At 54.1% G+C, this 19,199-nt stretch carries 12 protein-coding genes; 8 read left to right on the top strand and 4 right to left on the bottom strand.

Going from position 1 to position 19,199, the window contains the following annotated elements; genetic code table 11:
- Window positions 1-109 precede the first annotated feature (109 nt).
- Window positions 110-4,966 carry a DUF4011 domain-containing protein gene (locus tag VN12_RS21550; protein ID WP_146678738.1) on the bottom strand — a complete coding sequence of 1,619 codons (4,857 nt, stop codon included), beginning with the start codon at window positions 4,964-4,966 and terminating at the stop codon, window positions 110-112.
- Window positions 4,967-5,228: 262 nt separating this feature from the next.
- Here VN12_RS21550 and VN12_RS21545 point away from each other — a divergent pair, with 262 nt between their 5' ends.
- From VN12_RS21545 to VN12_RS25970, 5 genes are all read left to right on the top strand, one after another.
- Complete coding sequence (locus VN12_RS21545) at window positions 5,229-6,059, top strand: efflux RND transporter periplasmic adaptor subunit (protein ID WP_146678737.1); 831 nt, start codon at window positions 5,229-5,231, stop codon at window positions 6,057-6,059.
- A gap of 14 nt (window positions 6,060-6,073) precedes the next feature.
- Window positions 6,074-7,672 carry an efflux RND transporter periplasmic adaptor subunit gene (locus tag VN12_RS21540; RefSeq protein WP_146678736.1) on the top strand — a complete coding sequence of 533 codons (1,599 nt, stop codon included), beginning with the start codon at window positions 6,074-6,076 and terminating at the stop codon, window positions 7,670-7,672.
- A 24-nt stretch (window positions 7,673-7,696) separates the two neighbouring features.
- Window positions 7,697-9,859 carry an HlyD family efflux transporter periplasmic adaptor subunit gene (locus VN12_RS21535; protein ID WP_146678735.1) on the top strand — a complete coding sequence of 721 codons (2,163 nt, stop codon included), beginning with the start codon at window positions 7,697-7,699 and terminating at the stop codon, window positions 9,857-9,859.
- 289 nt (window positions 9,860-10,148) lie between these two features.
- Window positions 10,149-10,724, top strand: coding sequence for a hypothetical protein (locus tag VN12_RS21530; RefSeq protein WP_146678734.1), 576 nt, complete (start codon window positions 10,149-10,151; stop codon window positions 10,722-10,724).
- Window positions 10,725-10,972: 248 nt separating this feature from the next.
- Entirely contained in the window at window positions 10,973-11,113 is a 141-nt protein-coding gene (locus tag VN12_RS25970) for a hypothetical protein (RefSeq protein ID WP_168164556.1), read from the top strand.
- Window positions 11,114-11,123: 10 nt separating this feature from the next.
- Here the strand turns inward: VN12_RS25970 and proC are convergent, their stop codons facing one another.
- Both proC and metF read right to left on the bottom strand, forming a co-directional pair.
- A complete protein-coding gene (gene proC / locus VN12_RS21525; protein WP_146678733.1) occupies window positions 11,124-11,927 on the bottom strand; it encodes a pyrroline-5-carboxylate reductase in 804 nt (267 codons plus the stop codon).
- Window positions 11,927-12,793, bottom strand: a complete 867-nt coding sequence (gene metF, locus VN12_RS21520; protein WP_146678732.1) for a methylenetetrahydrofolate reductase [NAD(P)H] — start codon at window positions 12,791-12,793, stop codon at window positions 11,927-11,929. The genes proC and metF overlap by 1 nt, the downstream gene beginning before the upstream one ends.
- 262 nt (window positions 12,794-13,055) lie before the next feature.
- Here metF and VN12_RS21515 point away from each other — a divergent pair, with 262 nt between their 5' ends.
- Together VN12_RS21515 and VN12_RS21510 are read left to right on the top strand one after the other, a co-directional pair.
- On the top strand, window positions 13,056-13,586 hold the full coding sequence (locus VN12_RS21515) for a type 1 glutamine amidotransferase domain-containing protein (protein ID WP_146678731.1): 531 nt from the start codon (window positions 13,056-13,058) through the stop codon (window positions 13,584-13,586).
- The gene (locus VN12_RS21510) at window positions 13,583-16,042 is read left to right on the top strand and encodes a DEAD/DEAH box helicase (RefSeq protein WP_146678730.1); all 2,460 of its coding nucleotides are present in this window, start codon (window positions 13,583-13,585) and stop codon (window positions 16,040-16,042) included. The genes VN12_RS21515 and VN12_RS21510 overlap by 4 nt, the downstream gene beginning before the upstream one ends.
- Here the strand turns inward: VN12_RS21510 and VN12_RS21505 are convergent.
- On the bottom strand, window positions 16,023-17,447 hold the full coding sequence (locus VN12_RS21505) for a DUF1501 domain-containing protein (RefSeq protein WP_146678729.1): 1,425 nt from the start codon (window positions 17,445-17,447) through the stop codon (window positions 16,023-16,025). The two genes, VN12_RS21510 and VN12_RS21505, sit on opposite strands and share 20 nt — an antisense overlap.
- Window positions 17,448-17,718: 271 nt before the next feature.
- On the opposite strand from VN12_RS21505, the gene VN12_RS21500 reads away from it, so the two are divergent.
- A complete protein-coding gene (locus tag VN12_RS21500; RefSeq protein ID WP_146678728.1) occupies window positions 17,719-19,194 on the top strand; it encodes a DUF1501 domain-containing protein in 1,476 nt (491 codons plus the stop codon).
- Window positions 19,195-19,199: the final 5 nt, after the last annotated feature.

The following is a 19,199-nucleotide window of genomic DNA, read 5'->3' as shown; positions in this document are numbered from 1 at the left end:
TGGGTCTTTGTCGTTTCTGGATCGGAAAGTTCGTTTCGGATTGGGTTTTACCCCACGTGAGCACACCCTTCGGACCGATAGTTCGGGACCCTTATTGCGCCCAGAGTTGCTAGGAAGCGGCGTTCACCAGTCGGTGGATCGCTTTTCGCAGGCGGTCTTCTTCGGCCGACCGATGGAGAAACCAATCGACGCACCAAATGCGATGGACCGGCCAGCCACGTGCTTCGAGAACCTCGTTGCGAATTCGGTCGCGATCGCGAGCGGATTTGGCTTCCCGGTAACCGGCACCATCCGATTCGATTGCGATCAGAAAGTCGGTTGGAGAATTGGGGTGCCGGACCGCGACATCGAGATAGCAGCCCGAGACCCCGACCTGAAAAACTGGCTCCAGGCCCATCGACCGGACGACGCTCGCGATGGCATCCTCCAATGGAGACTCGGGAGATCGAGATGGTGGCGTCGCCCGCTCCTGCGAGCACTCTGTCTGGATGAACTGGAGGAATTCGCGGAACGCGCACACACCGCGGCTGGCATTCGCACCGACTGCAATTTGGTCGAATCGAAGGGACGAGAACACCTCCATCCGCTTTCTCGCTCGGGTTACCAAAACATTCAATCGCCGCCAACCCGCGTCGAAATTGATCGGGCCGAATCGCTGAAACACCTTGCCCGTTGTGATATCCGGGCCGTAGGTGTACGACAGGAACATCACGTCCCGCTCATCCCCCTGTATGCTCTCTAGATTCTTGATAAAGAGCCCGTCATGGCGTTGACTCAACTGGGCCACTGCTTCTGCGGCACGAGGATCACGGCGACAAATCAAGGCAACTTGGTCGTCGATCCACTCCGCTTGCAACTGATTGAATGCGGCGACACCGAGGGACTCGTCAGGATTATCTAAGGCGTGCTGGACAATCGCGTGGGCAATCATTTCCCCTTCAACTTGATTGATCCCTTGAGAGAAACGCCCTTGTTCGACGAAGTGGCTGCGGATTCCATAGCCAGCATCCGGCCCTTTGGGGGAGGGAAAGACGATCAAGTCTCCGTCATAGAATTGCTCGTTGGAAAAACGGATTAACTGCTCGTGATGGCTTCGATAGTGCCATCGCAATCGGCGACATGGCTGGAAGGCGCGCATGGCGACATCTAAAATCGATTCCGCATGATCGAATTGCGTTTGGTCGGCTTCCTCCTCTTCAGAAATCTGGCGTTCAAAAAAATGGGTGGGGGGCAATTGTTTAGGATCTCCTACCACCACGAGTTGCTTGGCACGCAGTATTGCCCCAATTGCGTCTTCGGGTTTGATCTGAGACGCTTCGTCCATGATGACAAGATCGAAGGAAATCGATTCCGCGGGCAAATAGCGTGCGAGTGACAGTGGGCTCATGAGAAAACAAGGCTTCAAGGCTTGCACGGCACTTCCCGCTCGGCTCATCAAATCGCGAATCTTGCAGTGCCGCAGTTTCTTGTTTACCTCATGCTTGATAAGCCCCAGTTCGGTGAACTCGCCAACCCGGCCTCGGTTCGAACCGGTTGGGATGGGACACTGGATGAGATTCCCTTGTATCTCTTGAGACTTGAGCGTCTGAAACGCGTGATCCAGCTTCTGGTAGGAGGCAATCGCGTCTTCTAGTTCGGTGCGGGTAAAAGTTTCTCCCCAATGCGAATTGGAAACGGCGCCCGATGCAATCCTGTCGAGGAGAGTCAGTTCGAACACATCCCCCAGTTGCTCCGTAATGGGCTCTTGCTCAAAAGCCCTCCAGACAAAGGCTTCGCATTGGCATCGTTTGCACCGGGCGATGGTTCGGCAGAGACCAAACCACGCCTCTAGCCGCCCAAATTGGGAACCGAGGCGGTCCATAGGCCCTACGAGATCGTCTTTGAACTCATTCTTTTCGCCGTGTGTATTGGGAGTTGTCCAGTTAGCCCAATCCGAATTCATCTCCGAGGTGGTTCCGATGAGACCGCGGATCTCATCCCACCGTTTCGTCGCAATCTCCACGTCCAACGCGCTGCGACATAGGGACTCGCACAGCTGCTCCGCGCCCATGCGATCGAGTTGGCGGATGGCTTCCGTTCCCAGCTCTAGCAGCTGAAAATTCCGAAGCCACTGGATTTCACTTCCGATCGCGCCTCGTTGTTGACGGACGTACTCCCAAATCTTTTGTCGAGTAGGATCCGGCGAGTCGGTAAGAACCATCGCGCGTGCGTGAGCTTGGCGATGTTCAGCCAGATTGCTGAGGATCTCTTCAAGTTCAGAAAAGGGAGAAGTCTTTCCAATTCCCGCGAGGTTGGCAAAAGCCTCCAATTGCTGGATACCCGATGCCCAGTGCTCCAGAAGTTGACTGGAGTCATCCCATGCCCCTTGGCTATGGGGCATCGCCGGTGTGAGAAGACGCTGGGCAACCGGGAAATCAAACTGGAGAGTCCATTGATCCCACGCGCGGAGAAACGCCTCCCAATCCAGGTGGGCTGTCAATTTGCTTTGCAGCGAGCGAAATCGGTTTGCCTGTTTGGCATCGGCGCCGAAAGATTGCAAACGAGCGACTCGGTCCCAAATTTGGGAGACCAATTCCCAATCGGTTTGGTCCTGTTGGAAAAGCGGTCCTAAACATCGTTTCCATTCCTTTTGATTGGAAAATTCGGTTCGCTCCACTTCAAACAGGCGAAGGGACTCCAATGCGTGGATGATTCGAGCGATGCCAAAGAACCGATGAAAGGTTGCAAACCTTTGGATGGACCGAAGGGTTCTGCGATACGTGGAGTCGAAGAAACGCCACCATCGGCTGGCGTAGGGTTGCAGTGACTTCAACAAGTGTTTCAGTTCGTCAGCACCGGGGGCCTGCTCTAGATCAAAGTTCGTTTCCAATTCTCGTCGACTGGATCGAAGTCGTTGATTTCTATCGAGAGCCGCCTCGATGGTTTTCTTTGTGGATTCGAGGAACCATTCTTCGGGTATCGATTCGAGTCCGTTCCAGACAGGTTCACCTAGCAAGGCCAGCATCTTGGCCTTACGAATCGATTCGTCGATCCGCTCCAAGGGTTCTTGAATTGCATCAGCGATCTTGTGCACATCATGCCGAAGTCGTTCTTGGAGGGAGCGAGTCGTCGAAACCCAGCTTTGAAAGGCCTCCAGGGTGTGAACGGGTGAAAGGGGATCGAGTTTCTTTAACAGATCCAGAGCGAGGTCGTTCGGGATGTTCGAGTGGTCGCGGGAGTGTTCTCGCCACGCAGGCCAAATGCGATCGAGCCTCGCCTCGCATCGATCGATTGTTTCGATGCAGGCTTCCAGTTCTAAAGCGACCGACTGCAATTCCGGGTCAAGAAGAGCTTCGCAAGAGACTCCCGAACCTGACCGATAGGAGGCTTGAAGTTCTCGGATGCGAGCGATGGGCGGGTCTCGCAAAAAGACATTCGATCGATCGCGTGCACCGAGTAGAGAATCGAGGGATTGCCGTTCTCCTTCGATCGAATGCGCGAGAAGTCGTAATTGGGTGACGCATTCTTTGACGGTATTCAATCGAGATACAGAGCAGTCCTCGGGAAAGAACCCAAACCATTCGCTTTGAGAGGGGTCCCCGAATTCATTGGCCGTGCGAGCGAACGCGTTGAGAGCTGACTTGCACTCGCCCAGAACGTCTCGGGAAAGATTTAGATCCAATTCGGCCGTTTGCAATGGAACAAGTCCTTTTTGTCGCCATGGAACCATGCGCCACATCAGCTGATGGAGCGGTTCACGATAGGGACCTGACTCCTGGTTTGTCCAATGCAGATACGACTCGATGGTCTGCTTCGCGCACTGGATTTGTTCGCGTGTTTGGGACAATAACGGATTAGGGGGTTCGGACGGGCAGTTCAACCGCCTAGCGAGTGATTCGAAGACGTACTTCGGTGCAACCGAATGTCCGTGCATTTCCAGGCAGTAGTTTCCAAGCCCGATGCTATCCAATCGTTTGGCGACAACATCGAGTGCCGCAATTTTTTCTGCGACAAACAGAATTCGTTTCCCTTGGCTGATCGCGTGCGCGATTGCATTGGCAATGGTCTGGGATTTTCCCGTCCCTGGTGGTCCTTCGATGACCAAGCTTTTTCCTTCCGAGATGTCGGCGATCGCTGAATGCTGAGAGCTGTCGGCATCGAGAGGTAGTTCGATTTTGGAGGCAGAGGGGTGAACATCGATGGCATAATCTTCTACGTACAGAGAGGGCTGGACGTTTCCGATCGATCCGACGATGAGTTGATAGGGTAGTGCATCCGCACGGAGAGCATCGGTCCGCTCCCAATGTTCGGGATGGATGTCCGCGTACATGGAGAGTTTGTGAAACGAGAAGAATCCGAGGAGCATAGTCTCTGCGATTTGCCAATCCGGTTTGCTTTGCAATACGGCTTGAATGGACGCGAAGAAGGCTGAGGGAGTCTCATCTTCCGCTCGTTCGGGCAGCGTGAGGCGAAAGTCCGTTTCCAGTTTTTTCCGAAGGCTCGGATTGGTCTGTACGTCGTCTTCATCCCATGCGACGAAGTACTCGATTTCGCCGGAGGGTTGAACGCGAGAACGAATTTCGATGGGGATAAGAAGAATAGGAGCGAGGCGATCATCGTCGTTCGCTGGAGCGACCTCTTTCCATTTCAAAAATCCGACAGCAAGGTGTAGGTAGTTGATTCCGGTTTCTTCGATAATTGTCTTTGCGTCGCGTGAGACGCTTCTCAACAAACCGTCTAACTCCTCGGCTTGATATGGGGTATGCAAGCACTCCGGTTCGCTATCGACGGTGAGGGGAGTGAGCCTCATCGGCCGGAACTGGTCGACCAATCGATGGAAGACGGCATCCGGCTGTTGGCCTTCCAGCAAGACCGTCTTTCGTTTTCCTATGCGGTAGTTCAGCAAAGGGTTTCGCAGGCTCAGGTCGAGCAGTTTGGATTGGAAACGCAGCAGCTCGCTTCGAATGTCGATCGCGTTTTCAGGCATAGTGATGAGAGTCAGTGAGTGAATGGGATTGTGGGTGCATCGGAGTTTCGAAGTCGGCCACCCATCGTAACTGCGAAGAGGATTGGGTATGAGGAGGCACCATCGACGTTACGATTGGCATAACCGAATTAATTGGAACGCCCTTTTCGTGAAAGTTTGAGGAATAGGAAGACTAGACTCGATTCCGGTGACATTGTTGGTTGGACAAATTTTTAGGCATAGTGCCTAGAGTCCGATTTGGTTTCCATTCACCGAATTCGCCATGCGTTCACATTGCCTCCAAACGCTCGCGCTGTTATTCGCGTTTTTCTGCATCAGCGAGCCACTCCTGTCTCAGTCTGTGATTTCGAGGAACACATCCTCGATCGATTCGCAGGGTGGATTGGAACCGTACCGAGTCACAGAAGTGGCGACGGCGGAAATAGGCTTAGTGCGTGAAATCTACGTGAAACGAGGGGAAACCGTCGTCGCAGGAATGCCTCTTGGGCGTTTAGACGATGAGCAGCAGAAAGTGGCATTGAAAGAGGCGGAGGCGGACGCCCTGGCGACGGGAATGATCGAAACCGCCCGCAAAGAAGTCCATTTCAACGAGAAGCGTGTGGCTGTCACCAAAGCGCTTGTCGAGGATGGGAAAGCCAGTCCCAGAGAGTTGGAACGTTATGTCATGGAATGGGAGATTGCTGCGGCAAAGCTCCGAGCGCAGGAGGAGTCGAAGCAGATTGCGAAGGTCCGCCGCGAGAAAGCCATGATCTCTCTCAAAGACCGCACCATTCGAGCTCCCCATGATGGCGTGATCGATGAAATTTTTCGCGGGGAAGGGGAGTACATTGCAAGCAATTCTCCATCCTTCGTGCGGCTCATCGACGTTTCCCGTCTCAGAGCCACGTTTATGTTACCGGAAGAGTTGGCCGACAAATTTCGGAACCGTGTCGAAGCCGAGATCAGGTTGCCGAGCCATTCCGTGGTTTCTGGAAAGATTGAGTACCTATCTCCCTTTGCGAGTGCAGAGGGGAGAACCATCGTCATGACCGTCTTGATCGAGAATCCTGATTCGACCATTCGATCTGCTCATTGCGAGCTCGTGTTGCCCTAGTTGGAGATTCGACGATGACCGATCCTCTCTCATTCCGACCAAAGGGCACCGAGTCCCATCCAGTTCCGTCCTCGGTACTGAGCTCACCATTGATCGATATGGATACCACGCTTAGTCGGTTATCCGACGCTGGTGCGATGCTTGAAGAGTCCCTCGACGCGAGCGAGCAAATTCTTCGCGAGTTGGCTGTTGGTTCCCAACTGGATGAAATGCAATCCGGCGTCAAGCAGCATGGAGATCGGGTGGCGATCCCTTCTCCGACGCCTCCGGGCCTGGACCCCATGGATCCCCATTTCTTGGACCGTTGGCTTTCAAGTGCGAGCCAAGTCTTCGAATCGGCCGCGGGTTTCGTTTTGGTAAACGCATCCGGGAAGATACTCGAGAGTTACTTCAAGGGATTTGATAGTGTGCCGCTGCGGCTGCAATCGGGCATGCTGACCAAGATCGCGAAGCAAGCGATACTCGATTCGAGCGTTCTCTTGTCCGTAAGCAGTATCGCTGCAAATGATTCGGAGGATGATCCCACTATCCCCGCTTCGAGCAGCAACTCCTTTTGCGTGAACCTCAATCGATTGAGTCAGATCACAAAGAGACCGCTTCTGGCGTGGGTATGGCGTCTCCGTCACTCGTCGGGCTTTGCCATGCTCATTGTGGATGCATCGATCGATGCAGAAGAAAAGATCCGATTGGCCCAGATCATCGACCATCAACCTACAGAAGCGAGGTTGATCCGGCTCGAGCGTGAGCTCGACGCTTGGTATCTCATCAAACGATGCAAATGGGCCATCCGTTGGTTCCATCGAGCCGACTGGATCAAGACACACCCGCGAGCCTTTGCGATTCCAGCGATCTGCGCCGTATTGAGCTTAGTGTGTCCGGTACCGTATTACCCCAAACGGGAATGTGTTTTCGAGCCCGAGTTCAAGCAGTTTGTCCCCAGCCCCGTCGAAGGCCGTATCGCAAAATGCTTCGTGCGACCTGGGGATCGCGTGGAAACTGGTCAGTTGTTAGCCAATCTCGACGGCGAAGAGATGAAGCGAGAGCTCGCAACAGCCGAAGCGGAATTAGAGGGTGCACAGAAAAAATTCAATTCCGCCCTGGCATCCAAATCGTCCGGTGAACTGGGACTAGCCAAGGTGGAGATACAAAAATCAGAAGCCAAGATTCATAATCTGCGAGATCAATTGCAACGTCTCGAAGTGAGAGCGACCACGGAAGGGGTGATTGTGCAAGGCGATTGGCAGAAGAGTGTCGGCATGCCAGTGACACTGGGACAAAATCTGTTTGAAATTGCAAAATTGGAATCGATGACCGCGGAAGTCCATTTGTCCGCACAAGATCTGGGCCAGATCACAGTAGGGGATCGGGTTGCAATCCGCACGGATGTATCGGGAGGGCATACGTTCCTGGGTGAGATTGGTCGCATCGAACCTCGCGCCAAGATCGAAGATACCGAAGCGATTTTTGTGGCAGATGTCGTGATCAGTGATCCCCACTTCGAATTGCGTCCAGGCATGAAGGCCAGCGCGCAAATCACAGCTGGTTGGCGATCTGTCGGCTGGTTGCTTTTCTCGCGCCCTTATCGATGGTTTCTAAACCAATGGGTCTGGTAGTCCAGATGCAGGAGTCCTGAATCTATGTCTAACAAGAACCCTATTGTTCGATTGCGACCTGAGGTGAGCTTTCACTGCGTGCCTACCCGGCAGGGAGTACGCTATGTGGCGGAGGACTTGAGCCGGGACAAGTTTTGGCGATTGGGCCCGCTCGAATACGAGCTATGTGCACTGCTGGACGGCGAGTGGCGACTGCAGGAAGCCGTGGCCATCGGACGTAAACACAGCCGCGTCATCGGAGCGCAAGATCCTAGCAAAGTTCAAAAAACGCTTGTCTGGCTAATGCAGGCGGGCATCTTGGAACGAACCGACGAAGAGTCTTCGGTCGCATCGCTCGAGCCTGCGACAGCAACACCTCCTCCGAAGCTTTTTGATCCTAGTTTTTTTCGCATACCGGTTCTGAATTCCGAGCAACTCGAAGCGATCACAAAACCTTTATTGTGGTTACTTTCCATTCCCGCAGCTTGTGTCGCAGCGTTGATCTGGGGAATCGGGATCAGTTTCGCGATTACCGATTTTCATAAGATCACATCGCTGAGTTCGGAGCTCTTTGTCCCGGGCAGCTATTGGTGGTTATTGATTGCCTGGGTTGTGCTCAAAACGGTGCATGAATTGGGACATGCTGTCGCATGCACTCGAGTCGGAGCGAAGCCTCGTTCCGCAGGCATTGGATTCATGTTTTTCGCACCATCCCCCTATGTGAACGTCACCAGCGTTTGGAGAATTGACAATCGATGGTCTAGGATCCTCGTCAGCGCATCGGGAATGCTTTTCGAATGGACGATTGCAGCGGTTGCAGCGATCGGGGTTTGCACGTTGGAGTCACCCAATCTTCGGTACATGTGCGCTTCTATTGTGACGATGGGGACTTTTTCAACCCTCGTCTTCAACGGTAATCCATTGATGCGATTTGATGGTTACTACATTTTGATCGATTTGATTGGACGTCCAAATCTGTGGCAGGACGCGCAAGCCACGGTGAAACAGATAGGGCGTCGAATGTTCTTTCGGTCCGAGCGAAACACACCCATTGCACCGATGTTGTTGCTTTATGGACTTGCAAGTTGGGCATCGCGAATGCTGACCATGTTGACGATGGGCTGGGGTCTTTGGGTCGCCTGGGATGGAATCGGCATGCTGGTCGTCGTAGCGTTTTCGCTTTTGTGGTTCATCGTACCGCGTGTACTCGCACGCAAATCAACATCGCCGGGGTTGGGATGGCGAGCGATCATGAAATCGTTTCGGGAGCTTGATCCAACCAAATGCAAACGAGCCGCGTTGCTGCTTGCGGGCATCATCGTTCTCGGATTCCTTCCCTCTCCGCTGCAAATCTACTGGCCTGGCTGTGTCGACTTTATCGAACCCTCGGAGCTCCGCGTGGATGCGTCAGGGTTTGTGAAGGAAGTTCTGGTGCACGATGGACAAGGGGTACGCGAGGGGGACGAAATCATTCGAATGGATAATCCTGCGCTGCAAATCGAGTACGAGATCGCGGTGCAGATGAAAGAGTCCAGTGAGCGTCGATGCCACATGCTCCGCGCGCAAAAGAAAGAATCGGAATTACAAGCCGAAGAAGCAGTTCTGGAGGCTCTGCGATTCCAGTGCACTTCTTTGAAAGACAAATTGGATTCGCTCATCGTGAAGGCTCCTCGAGATGGCGTCTTAATGATCCGAGCGTCTCAGAATTTGAAAGGCAACTACCTGGAATCAGGCAGTTCGATCGGTTTGGTCGTCGATCCCGCGAAGCTCGAGGTTCGAGCCAGTATCCCCCAGGACGCTTGGGAACGAGTTTCGTGCACGAACGGGGAGCCGATGGTCGTTAGACTATCGAATGGCGAGCGCTGGGAAGGATCCGTGCTTCAAGTCCTCCCGAGATCGACCGAGGTCTTGAACTTTCCAAGTTTGGGGGGCATCTTCGGAGGTCCCATCGCAGTGCGATCGGAGAAGGATGAGCAGGGGAAGGAAGAGTACAAAACAGATAAACCGAGGCTGGAAGTTCGCGTTGCATTGAAGCCCAAGTCAGTCACTTCATCTGCGTGGAACACAGCTATGGCTCGAAGCCTTCCTCCTGCCGGCATTCATTGCTCATTGCGTCTGGAAAACGAGAGCGAAAATAGTTGGCAATCGCTATGGCGGTGGGTCGACGCAGCGCTGAGGTTTCAGTTCCGAGACGGTCCGACTGCATAGGACACAAAACCCGGTACGCAAAGCGATTCGACAATAAGCCCGAAAATTCCACCTCGAATACCGATTGGACTTTAACGGTTGTATCGATCGTAGGGTCTTCGCGTGGTAAGACGTATCGATTATGCGGCTTCTGATTTTCACGTTCGCGAAAACTTCATCGCAACGTGTCTTTTGCTCAAGTCAAAGCTTTAATCCCAAGATTGCCATGGATACATTGGAGGGGACGAGTTGCTCGATCGAGACCTCGCACCAACCTGACTCACAGCTCTCCAAGAATGCGTGCTAAGCAATGTCGCAAGTACCCGTGCCAATCGAAAGCGAAGTTGATTTGTTGCTCCGAAATGCTCAATTGCGCGACGAGCTGGAGCCTTACCTCGATGAATCGGTTGACTTAGTCTCTCTACGGCAGATGTCGCTCGTGGAGGAGAACGAGTTTCTCGCCTCCATTTTGGCTTGGGAGCGAGCCCCGACACTTCCGATCAGTCAGTGGTTTGAGCCCGAGCTGAAGCTTCCCAATCCTGAATCATTGTGCGATTTGGAATTGCACCAATTACTGTGGCAGACGATCACAGCGTTGTATGAACAACGGGTCGTACTTGACTTGACCGATCACCTCAGTGACCGCCAACTGTATTGTCTCATTGCGAGAGACATACTTCCCTCGTACGAGAAGCGTATTGCGGACCATCGTAACTATCTTCACTGGCATTGCTTGGAGGAGAACGATATGGAGTGTTGGTTGAGGTACTATGCGACGGATTGCGAGCGACAGCAATGGGAAGAAGAAAACGGGATGGCGGCACCGGAAAAGTCCGATCCTCCCTACCCTCGAAAGATGCCACGTCGCCCCAGCAACCTTAGCTAAGTCCATGTTGGATTGCTGCCCTCAGCGTTCTTCGTGACCCCTCCAAGGCCGCATTTCATGCGGCCTTGTTGCATTTTGGGTGACTTCTTCGCGGAAGCGGACCGATTTCGAAAATTCCGCGCCCATTCGACTCTCCACATCAACCTTGGTAGGTTAATGGCAAGATGTACCAAAAGGTTGGTTCATAAACCGGAGACAGGAGAAAGCACAATCCGCAGGGGTGGCCGCTGCGAAAGGAGTTTTGCAACATGTACTGGTGGCTAGGGATTTTTGTCGTCCTCTGCTTGTTCCCCGTCTGGCATTTTCTCGCAAAGTGGTATGACGAAGACAAGCCCTCTGGATTCACACCACGAGGGGAGGAAGAATCCTCTCGAAGTTATCCCGAGTAATGAGACGCAATCAGCTCAGTTCGCGCGACCGTTGGGAAGCAGCCACGACAGCGTCGATGAGAGCGCTGCGGAATCCTGCTCGCTCGAGGACAGCGAGAGCAGAAGCGGTTGTTCCGGCAGGGCTGGTAACTTGCTCGCGAAGCACCGCGGGATGGGTTCCAGTCTCTTGCACCATGGTAGCTGCCCCTAGGACTGTTTGTACGGCCAGTTCCAAGGCTGTTTGTCGGCTGAGTCCGCTCATGACACCACCGTCGCTCAGGGCTTCAATCATCATGAGCACATAGGCAGGTCCCGATCCCGAGAGCCCGGTTACGGCGTGCAATTGGTCGTCGGTGCACCGGACAAAGCGCCCTACAGCACCGAAGATCGACTCGCACCACGCGGCGTCTTGCGGGCTAACCCCTTTCCCAACGGCGATTCCACTTGCACCTTGGCGGCTTTGGCAGGGGGTGTTGGGCATCACACGGATTACGCGTTCGCTCTCAAACCAATCCGACAACTTCTTTAGGGGAATGCCCGCTGCGATGGATACGAGCAAATGCTCGTTGCGGGTGTGGTGTCTCAGCGAGATCGCGATCTCCGCAAGGACTTGCGGCTTAACAGCCAGCACCACGCGCGCGGCCTTGTCGAACAATTCTTGCGTTGACTCGGGGAGTGTGCACTCTGGAAATAGTTCGCGCAATCGGGTTTGTTGCGTGGCATTCGGTTCATAAATCACCAAGTCCGAGGGCTTTGCGAGCCCTGCAGCGATGACACCCTTGGCAATCGCCGTGGCCATTTGCCCGCCGCCGAGAAATCCGATTGTGTTTGACATCAGGCGACAGTCCAGTGGGCTTTGAGAACTTCGGAAGTCGCTTGCGACTTGTTCAACACATAAAAGTGGACGCCAGGAACTCCTCGTTTCAAGAGATCATCCACTTGTGCTTGAGCGAACTCCACTCCGACTTGGAATTGCCAGCTTGGGTCGGCATTGTGCTGCAGCCGTGATACAAACGAGTCAGGCAGGGACGCTTTGCAGAGGGATGCGATCCGTTGAATTTGGGCCAAATTGGTGACAGGTAGGATTCCAGGAACGATGGGGATCTCGATTCCTTTCGCCTTGCACTTGTCAACGAATCGGAAGTAGTCCACGTTGTTGTAGAAAAGCTGCGTCACGATGATGTCGGCCCCTGCATCGACTTTTCGCTTTAGGTTGTCCAAGTCGACTTCGGCGTTGGGAGCCTCTTGATGCACCTCCGGGTAGCCAGCCACGGCAATCCCCAATTGGCTGAACTCGGATCGGATCAGAGAAACCAATTCATTCGCATAGCAAAGTCCCCCTTCGGTTTGCTGAAAAACAGTTTCCCCCTTGGGGGGATCACCGCGAAGGGCGACGATGTAGTCCGTACCGATTGCGATCGCGGCACGAAGATAGTCACGGAGCTCGTCCACCGTGGAGCCAACGCACGTCAAATGCGAGGCCACGGGGATGCTCGTTTGTTTTTTCACTCGCTCTAAAATTTCTAAGGTTCTTCCCCTGGTCGATCCACCCGCGCCATAGGTGCAGGTGAAGAAATCGGGCGAGAACTCTGCCAATTCACCGACTGTCACCAGTAATTGCTCGACGCCTTCGTCGCTCTTGGGAGGAAAAAGCTCGAACGAAAGACCTCTTCCAGAACTAAAATAATCGCGAAGCCCCATCCAGACTTTCCTCAAACGGTTGAACTGTCGATAGAATTCCTACCCTCCGGTTCCGCTGGTCACGACCTCATAAAGGTCATCCAGGGGGAAGGGAGTCCCTGTGCCTAATTGACTTGGACAGGAGCTAGTTTAGTTGATCCCATCCGGTGGACAAAGCGGTCTTCGCGTTGCTTTTGCCCTCGCGGATCGAGAAAAGCTAGAAACCGATGCCAATTGTCCCTACCGCTTGCCAACCAAAGAAACTCCTTGAGGGAAACACCGTATGCAAAAGCCTCTCGTTAACCGACGAGTTCTCGCATTCGTCGGGGACATCTATGAAGATCTAGAGCTGTGGTATCCCAAGCTTCGGTTAATCGAAGCGGGGGCGGAATTTGTCATCGCGGGAGAAGAAGCTCAAAAAGTGTACGAGGGGAAAAACGGATACCCCTGCAAATCGGACATCAGCATCGATCAGGCGAATGCTGGCGAGTACGACGCGGTCCTGTTGCCAGGGGGCTTCATGCCTGACCGATTGCGAAGGCTGCCAAAAGTGAAATCGCTCATTGCGGAGTTTGCGGAGAGCCAAAAGTGCGTGGCGGCGATCTGCCATGGTGGTTGGCTGGCCATTTCTGCCGGAGTCTATCGCGGCGTTCGCGTGACAGGATCTCCTGGAATCAAGGATGATTTGGAGAACGCCGGAGCGATCTGGGAGGATGCTCCTGTTGTTGTCGATCGTCATTTTGTGAGCAGTCGCAAACCCGACGATTTACCTTGGTTCGCCTCCGCGATGATCGAAGTGATCAGCCAACGATGAGCGTTGATCGACTCGATATTGCGGCAGAGTACTTCGAAAAGCTGGCGTATACACCTTACCCTGTTCAAGAAGAAGCCATTTACGCTTACTTCAGCTCCGATCAGGGAGTTTTGGTGTGCGCTCCGACCGGCACCGGCAAAACGCTCATCGCAGAAGCGGCCATCTACGAAGCCTTGCGCACGGGCAAGCGTTGTTATTACACGACGCCGCTAATCGCCCTAACCGACCAAAAGCTTTTGGAGATCCAACAAACGGCTTTGAGATGGGGCTACCCCATCGATTCGATCGGGTTGGTTACCGGCAATCGCCGGGTGAATCCCGATGCTCCTGTTTTGGTCGTCGTCGCTGAGATCCTTCTTAATCGGTTGATGGGACAAGAAAACGACAACTTCGACGACGTCGCGTCGGTAGTCATGGATGAGTTCCATTCGTTCAATGATCCCGAGCGAGGGATTGTTTGGGAATTGACACTTGGATTGATGCCCAAGCATGTTCGAACCATGCTTCTTTCGGCCACGATTGGGAACAGCGTCGAGTTCTGCAGTTGGCTTTTTCGGTCACACGGTCGCAATTTGGAACTTGTTCAAGGGACCGAGAGAAAAGTTCCCTTGCAATTCGAATGGGTCGATGATGCTTACCTCGATGAACATCTCGAGCGGATCGCAGAAGGTGACGAAGCAAAACGTCGCACTCCAGGATTGGTATTCTGCTTTAATCGCGAGCAGTGCTGGCAAGTTTCGGAGCTGCTAAAAGGAAAGAAGCTCATCGACAAAGAGCGGCAGGCGATCATCACCAAACGGATTGAGACATTCGACTTCTCTAAAGGCGCAGGCCCCAAACTCAAACAGATCCTCATCCGCGGCGTCGGGGTGCACCACGCGGGCATCATGCCCAAGTACCGCCGTCTCGTCGAGCAGCTTTTTCAAGAGAAATTGCTCAGCGTCACCGTATGTACCGAGACGCTTTCCGCGGGGATCAATCTACCCGCACGGAGTGTCGTTCTACCAAGCATTGTCAAGGGTCCGTTCGGCAAGAAGAAGATTGTCGAGCCCAGCACTGCGCATCAGATATTTGGGCGTGCGGGACGCCCTCAATACGACACGCAGGGATTCGTTTATGTGCTCGCACATGAAGACGACGTGAAGTACCTGCGATGGAAGCAGCAGTACGATCAGATTCCTGAGGACACCAAGGATCCCAATCTTCTTCGCGCCAAGAAGCAGCTTAAAAAGAAGATGCCGACGAAGAGAGCGGGCGAGACGTATTGGACTCGCGAGCAATTCGAAAAGCTACGCAATGCCCCCGCTGCCAAACTCGAGAGTCGCGGCATGTTGCCATGGCGGCTGCTCGCCTATCTGCTTCTCAACGACTCCCAGGTGCAGCCGCTTCGCGATCTTGTCGGACGGAGATTGCAAACCGCCGATCAGATTGCCAAGGGCCAAAAGGACCTCAATCGCATGCTCGTTACCCTCTGGAAAGCAGGTTTCATCGAGCTGACCCCCAAGCCTCAGCCGTTGCAACCCACCGCAACCCCTCCCTCTTCCCAAAAGAAAACGACTCAGCCACGTTGGCTCGATATCGACCTCCCCGAAGCCGAAACGGAAGAAGACGAGGACCTGCCAACGGCGGGATCTCCTCTGAGTGAAGAGGAACCGATCGCGTTGGATCTCGAATCGTACCGTCCGGAATTAGCTGTACCGACTGATCGTTTAGCCTACCTTTCGCAGCTCCGCAGCATCAACCCGATTTACGGACTCTATTTAGTCAACATGCTGCAGTACGCAGATGAGGGGGAACGTATCCAAGCGCTCGAGAGCGTTCTTGAGTTGCCTGCGAACATCGCCAAGATTGTTCGGGTCCCGTTTCCGGATCAATTGCCACCTGGTCCGCTCGCCCACTCGATCTTGCATCCTCAACTCCTCTCTCTGGGACTGGCCAGCGCCGCAGAGCTCACCGGGCGAGCGGAGGATGAAGAAGAAGAACCGGACGCCGAGCAGCTTCAGGCGGAGGCTGGAGGGATGAAGGGTCGCTATCGACGTTGGGAAAGTCGAGACGAACCACCTCCTCGGCCCTTGGTGCTCGCAGAGAAATTGCGGCGAGTCTTCGATTACGAATTTCCTGGCGTGCATGATGTTTTCACACGCGGAGTTTGGGTCGTTGGCGAGTTGCTCGAATTCGGTGGCGATTTCAACAAGTACATCGTCGCACGAGGGCTTCAGAAACACGAAGGACTGCTGTTCCGACATGTGCTTCGATTCATACTGCTGGTCGAGGAGATCGCTCAGATCGCGCCATCCGAAAGCAAGCAAGAGGATTGGGAGGATCCACTCTACGCGTTAGCCGATCGATTGGTCGAATGCTGCCGCAGCGTGGATCCGGAATCGACGGATGAAATTTTGCAGGGGGAAAGCAAACGGCCCCATCCACGATCGGCCACTAAAGTATCGCTTGAATAGGGGTACCATTGCTAATTGCCAATGGCCTCCCGAATCGGTCTTTCAATTCAGTCGATGGACCGAACCCCAGACAGTGAAAGATGGTTGCCGCCAAATCTTGGGGTTCGACTCGCCCCTCCAGTGGGTAGGCTCCTTGACGATCCGATGCACCGAAGACAGTCCCGCCCTTTACACCGCCTCCAGCGAGTGCCCCACTGAAGACATGGCCCCAATGGTCGCGACCTCCGGCGGCATTAAAGCGTGGGGTTCTACCAAACTCTCCGATCCATACCACGAGCGTCTCATCCAATAAACCGCTTTGCTCCAAGTCTTCTAGCAAAGCGGAGTAGGCTTGATCCATCGGGGGCATCAGTGCGTTTTTGATCCGTTCATTATGTTTTGCGTGGGAATCCCAGGCGGGGGCGACATCTTCGTCGTTTTCCCATCTTGTCCAATTAACTTGAACGAGCGACACCCCCGCTTCGATCATGCGACGCGCGAGCAAAACACTCTGACCGAATCGATTTCTTCCGTAGCGATCCCGCACGGCTTCTGTCTCCTTGTCCAAGGCGAATGCACGTTGTGCAGCAGGAGTTTGAAGCAGTTCCACCGCCTTGGATTGCCAAGAGGTCCAACGTTGCACCGAAGCATGCGATTGGATTTGGTCGAGTCGTCGATTGAGCGCGTGGAGAAAGTCACGACGCTGCGCAAAACGTTCGCTGGAGATATCGTTTGGAAGCGCGATGTCGGGGACTCGGAAATCGGGTTTGTTAGGATCGCAAGTGATAAGCCAGGGGTCGGATTGACTATCGAGCCAGCCCGCGTCCTGCCCCGGCCAAAGAAGCCGGCCAGTGTTCCAGATTTCTTCCGGCAACCGAACAGAACCAGGCAATGCACCTGAGTCCCCTTTGAGATGTCGAACGACTGCTGCAATCGAAGGCCAATTGTTGGGGGCACCGGGGAGAGCATTCTCCGAATTCTTAGGCGCGTGGGGATGCCCGGTCAACATCCAATAGCCGCTCGAAGAGTGCGCATTGTCGTCCGTGGCCAATGCTCTTAGGACTGCGATCTTATTCGTAAGTTTGGCAGTGAGAGGCATCAGCTCGCCGACTCGCAGGCCGGGCGTGGCTGTTTCGATCGAGCCAAATTGCCCTCGAACTTCCTCAGGTGCCTCAGGCTTCGGATCCCAAGTCTCATGCTGCGGAGGCCCTCCTAAAAGGAATAGCACAATGCAGTGTTTCGCTTGGCCAAATCCAGATAGGCGCTTCGGCGCATCTCCCTGCAATGGGTCGGCCCCCTTGGCGTTTTGGATTCGTAATAGATCAGCCAGGGACAAGGCTCCTGCACTGATACCACCCACTTTCAGCCACTCACGACGAGATAGGCCATCGCATAGACGGGCAGAACGACCTTGAAAAGATAACATTGGCGGAGACTCCGACCGGGTTGCACTTCCAGAGGCGAGGGAAGTTTCGTGGTCTTCAGAGATCGTAAGGAGGGAAGGAAGGGGATAGGCGACTCAAAGGCTGGACCCGCATTGTAACGGATTTTTGAATGCAACGCCTGCTTGACGTCATGTCCCCACTGAGGAGCACTTGAGACGATAACACACCACGCGTATAGAGAAATCGACTATACTTTACGAGGACTCCATCCCACCTCAAAGCCACCCACCCGTCCCATTAGGATTCCCTCCCATGGCTTTCTCTCGCAATGAAAAACCGAAGGATTCGGTTGATTGGCATCATTCTGGACTCGCCAGGAGGACTGCGCTTCAAATGGGTGCGGTTGGAATTTTAGGGCTGGGGAGCAATCATCTGCTCGGGCTCCGCGCGGCGACTGCTGCTGAGAATTCGCGCCCCACCGGCAAGGCGAAGTCTTGCATTTTCATCTTCCTTTCAGGTGGACTGTCGCAGCACGAGAGCTTTGACATGAAGCCCGAGGCACCCGAGGATATTCGGGGAGAATTCCGTCCTATCGCGACCCAAACGCCGGGGCTTCAGATCTGCGAGCATCTTCCTAGATTGGCCTCGACAAGTCATCTCTGGTCCCTCTGCCGATCGCTTTCGCACCCTTCGAATGATCATTCGACTGGGCATCATATTTTGCTAACGGGTCGATCGAACTTGCCTACAGGCTTCAACCCGAACCAACCCAGTCGGTCCGATTTCCCCTCGATTGCCGCCAACGTGGGTTATGCTCTTCCCTCCCAAAATAACTTGCCGCCTGCCGTCGTTCTTCCCGAGCGATTGGTGCATAACACCGGACGCATAATCCCCGGCCAACATGCGGGCGAGATGGGACAGAACCATGACCCTTGGTTTCTTGAAGCGTCACCATTCCATAAGGCTTCCTACGGCGCATTTCCTCAATACGCATTCGACCATCAGCAGAGGCCTGGAACAGACGATCGCGTGTTCCAAGCTCCCCAATTGACTCTTCCTCATGGATTGGGAATGCGAGACGTGCATGGGCGTCTAGAACTTTTGGAGAACCTTAATAGACAAAAGCGACAACTCGAGGTTGCTGCAGTCACGCAGCGTTTCGATGCACAGCGTCAAGCGGCCGTATCGCTCATGGTGGACCCTAAGGTTCAGAAGGCGCTCGACATTCGCAAGTTCGATGCGAAGCAAGTGGAGCGCTATGGCCCCCATTCGTTCGGCTGGTCCTTGCTGATGGCGCGTCATTTAGTCGACGCGGGGGTACCGCTCATCCAAGTGAACTTGGGAAACAATGAAACTTGGGATACCCATGGCAACGCCTTTCCCCATTTGAAAGACCGATTGCTACCTCCCATGGATCAATCACTGTCGGCGCTGATTGAGGACTTGCACGAGTCTGGCCAACTCGACGAGACGCTGATTGTGATGGCTGGCGAATTTGGAAGAACTCCGAAAATCACTCACTTGGCCCAGCATTACAAACTTCCTGGGCGAGACCACTGGGGAGCGCTCCAGTCTGTTCTTTTTGCCGGAGGTGGAATACGTCCCGGTGTCGTGGTGGGCAAGTCGGATGCGAGAGGAGAATTCCCGGTCGATTCACCTGTCTCTCCCGAAAGTTTTGCAGCGACGATTTACCACTTGCTCGGTCTTCCTCGCGAAGCGGTTTGGATGGACGCCGTCGATCGGCCCCATGCGATTTATTACGGTGAGCCCATCGACGGACTGATCTAGTTTCA

The organism is Pirellula sp. SH-Sr6A (genome assembly GCF_001610875.1).
Classification (GTDB): domain Bacteria; phylum Planctomycetota; class Planctomycetia; order Pirellulales; family Pirellulaceae; genus JBKCUI01.
The sequence above is the reverse complement of the archived record's forward strand: the minus strand, read 5'-3'. Positions and strand labels throughout refer to the sequence as shown.

Bases quoted from the DNA above. Each gene is read 5' to 3' on its own strand.
- VN12_RS21550 (WP_146678738.1), bottom strand. From the start codon at position 4,966: ATGCCTGAAAACGCGATCGACATTCGAAGCGAGCTGCTGCGTTTCCAA.
- VN12_RS21545 (WP_146678737.1), top strand. From the start codon at position 5,229: ATGCGTTCACATTGCCTCCAAACGCTCGCGCTGTTATTCGCGTTTTTC.
- VN12_RS21540 (WP_146678736.1), top strand. From the start codon at position 6,074: ATGACCGATCCTCTCTCATTCCGACCAAAGGGCACCGAGTCCCATCCA.
- VN12_RS21535 (WP_146678735.1), top strand. From the start codon at position 7,697: ATGTCTAACAAGAACCCTATTGTTCGATTGCGACCTGAGGTGAGCTTT.
- VN12_RS21530 (WP_146678734.1), top strand. From the start codon at position 10,149: ATGTCGCAAGTACCCGTGCCAATCGAAAGCGAAGTTGATTTGTTGCTC.
- VN12_RS25970 (WP_168164556.1), top strand. From the start codon at position 10,973: ATGTACTGGTGGCTAGGGATTTTTGTCGTCCTCTGCTTGTTCCCCGTC.
- proC (WP_146678733.1), bottom strand. From the start codon at position 11,927: ATGTCAAACACAATCGGATTTCTCGGCGGCGGGCAAATGGCCACGGCG.
- metF (WP_146678732.1), bottom strand. From the start codon at position 12,793: ATGGGGCTTCGCGATTATTTTAGTTCTGGAAGAGGTCTTTCGTTCGAG.
- VN12_RS21515 (WP_146678731.1), top strand. From the start codon at position 13,056: ATGCAAAAGCCTCTCGTTAACCGACGAGTTCTCGCATTCGTCGGGGAC.
- VN12_RS21510 (WP_146678730.1), top strand. From the start codon at position 13,583: ATGAGCGTTGATCGACTCGATATTGCGGCAGAGTACTTCGAAAAGCTG.
- VN12_RS21505 (WP_146678729.1), bottom strand. From the start codon at position 17,447: ATGTTATCTTTTCAAGGTCGTTCTGCCCGTCTATGCGATGGCCTATCT.
- VN12_RS21500 (WP_146678728.1), top strand. From the start codon at position 17,719: ATGGCTTTCTCTCGCAATGAAAAACCGAAGGATTCGGTTGATTGGCAT.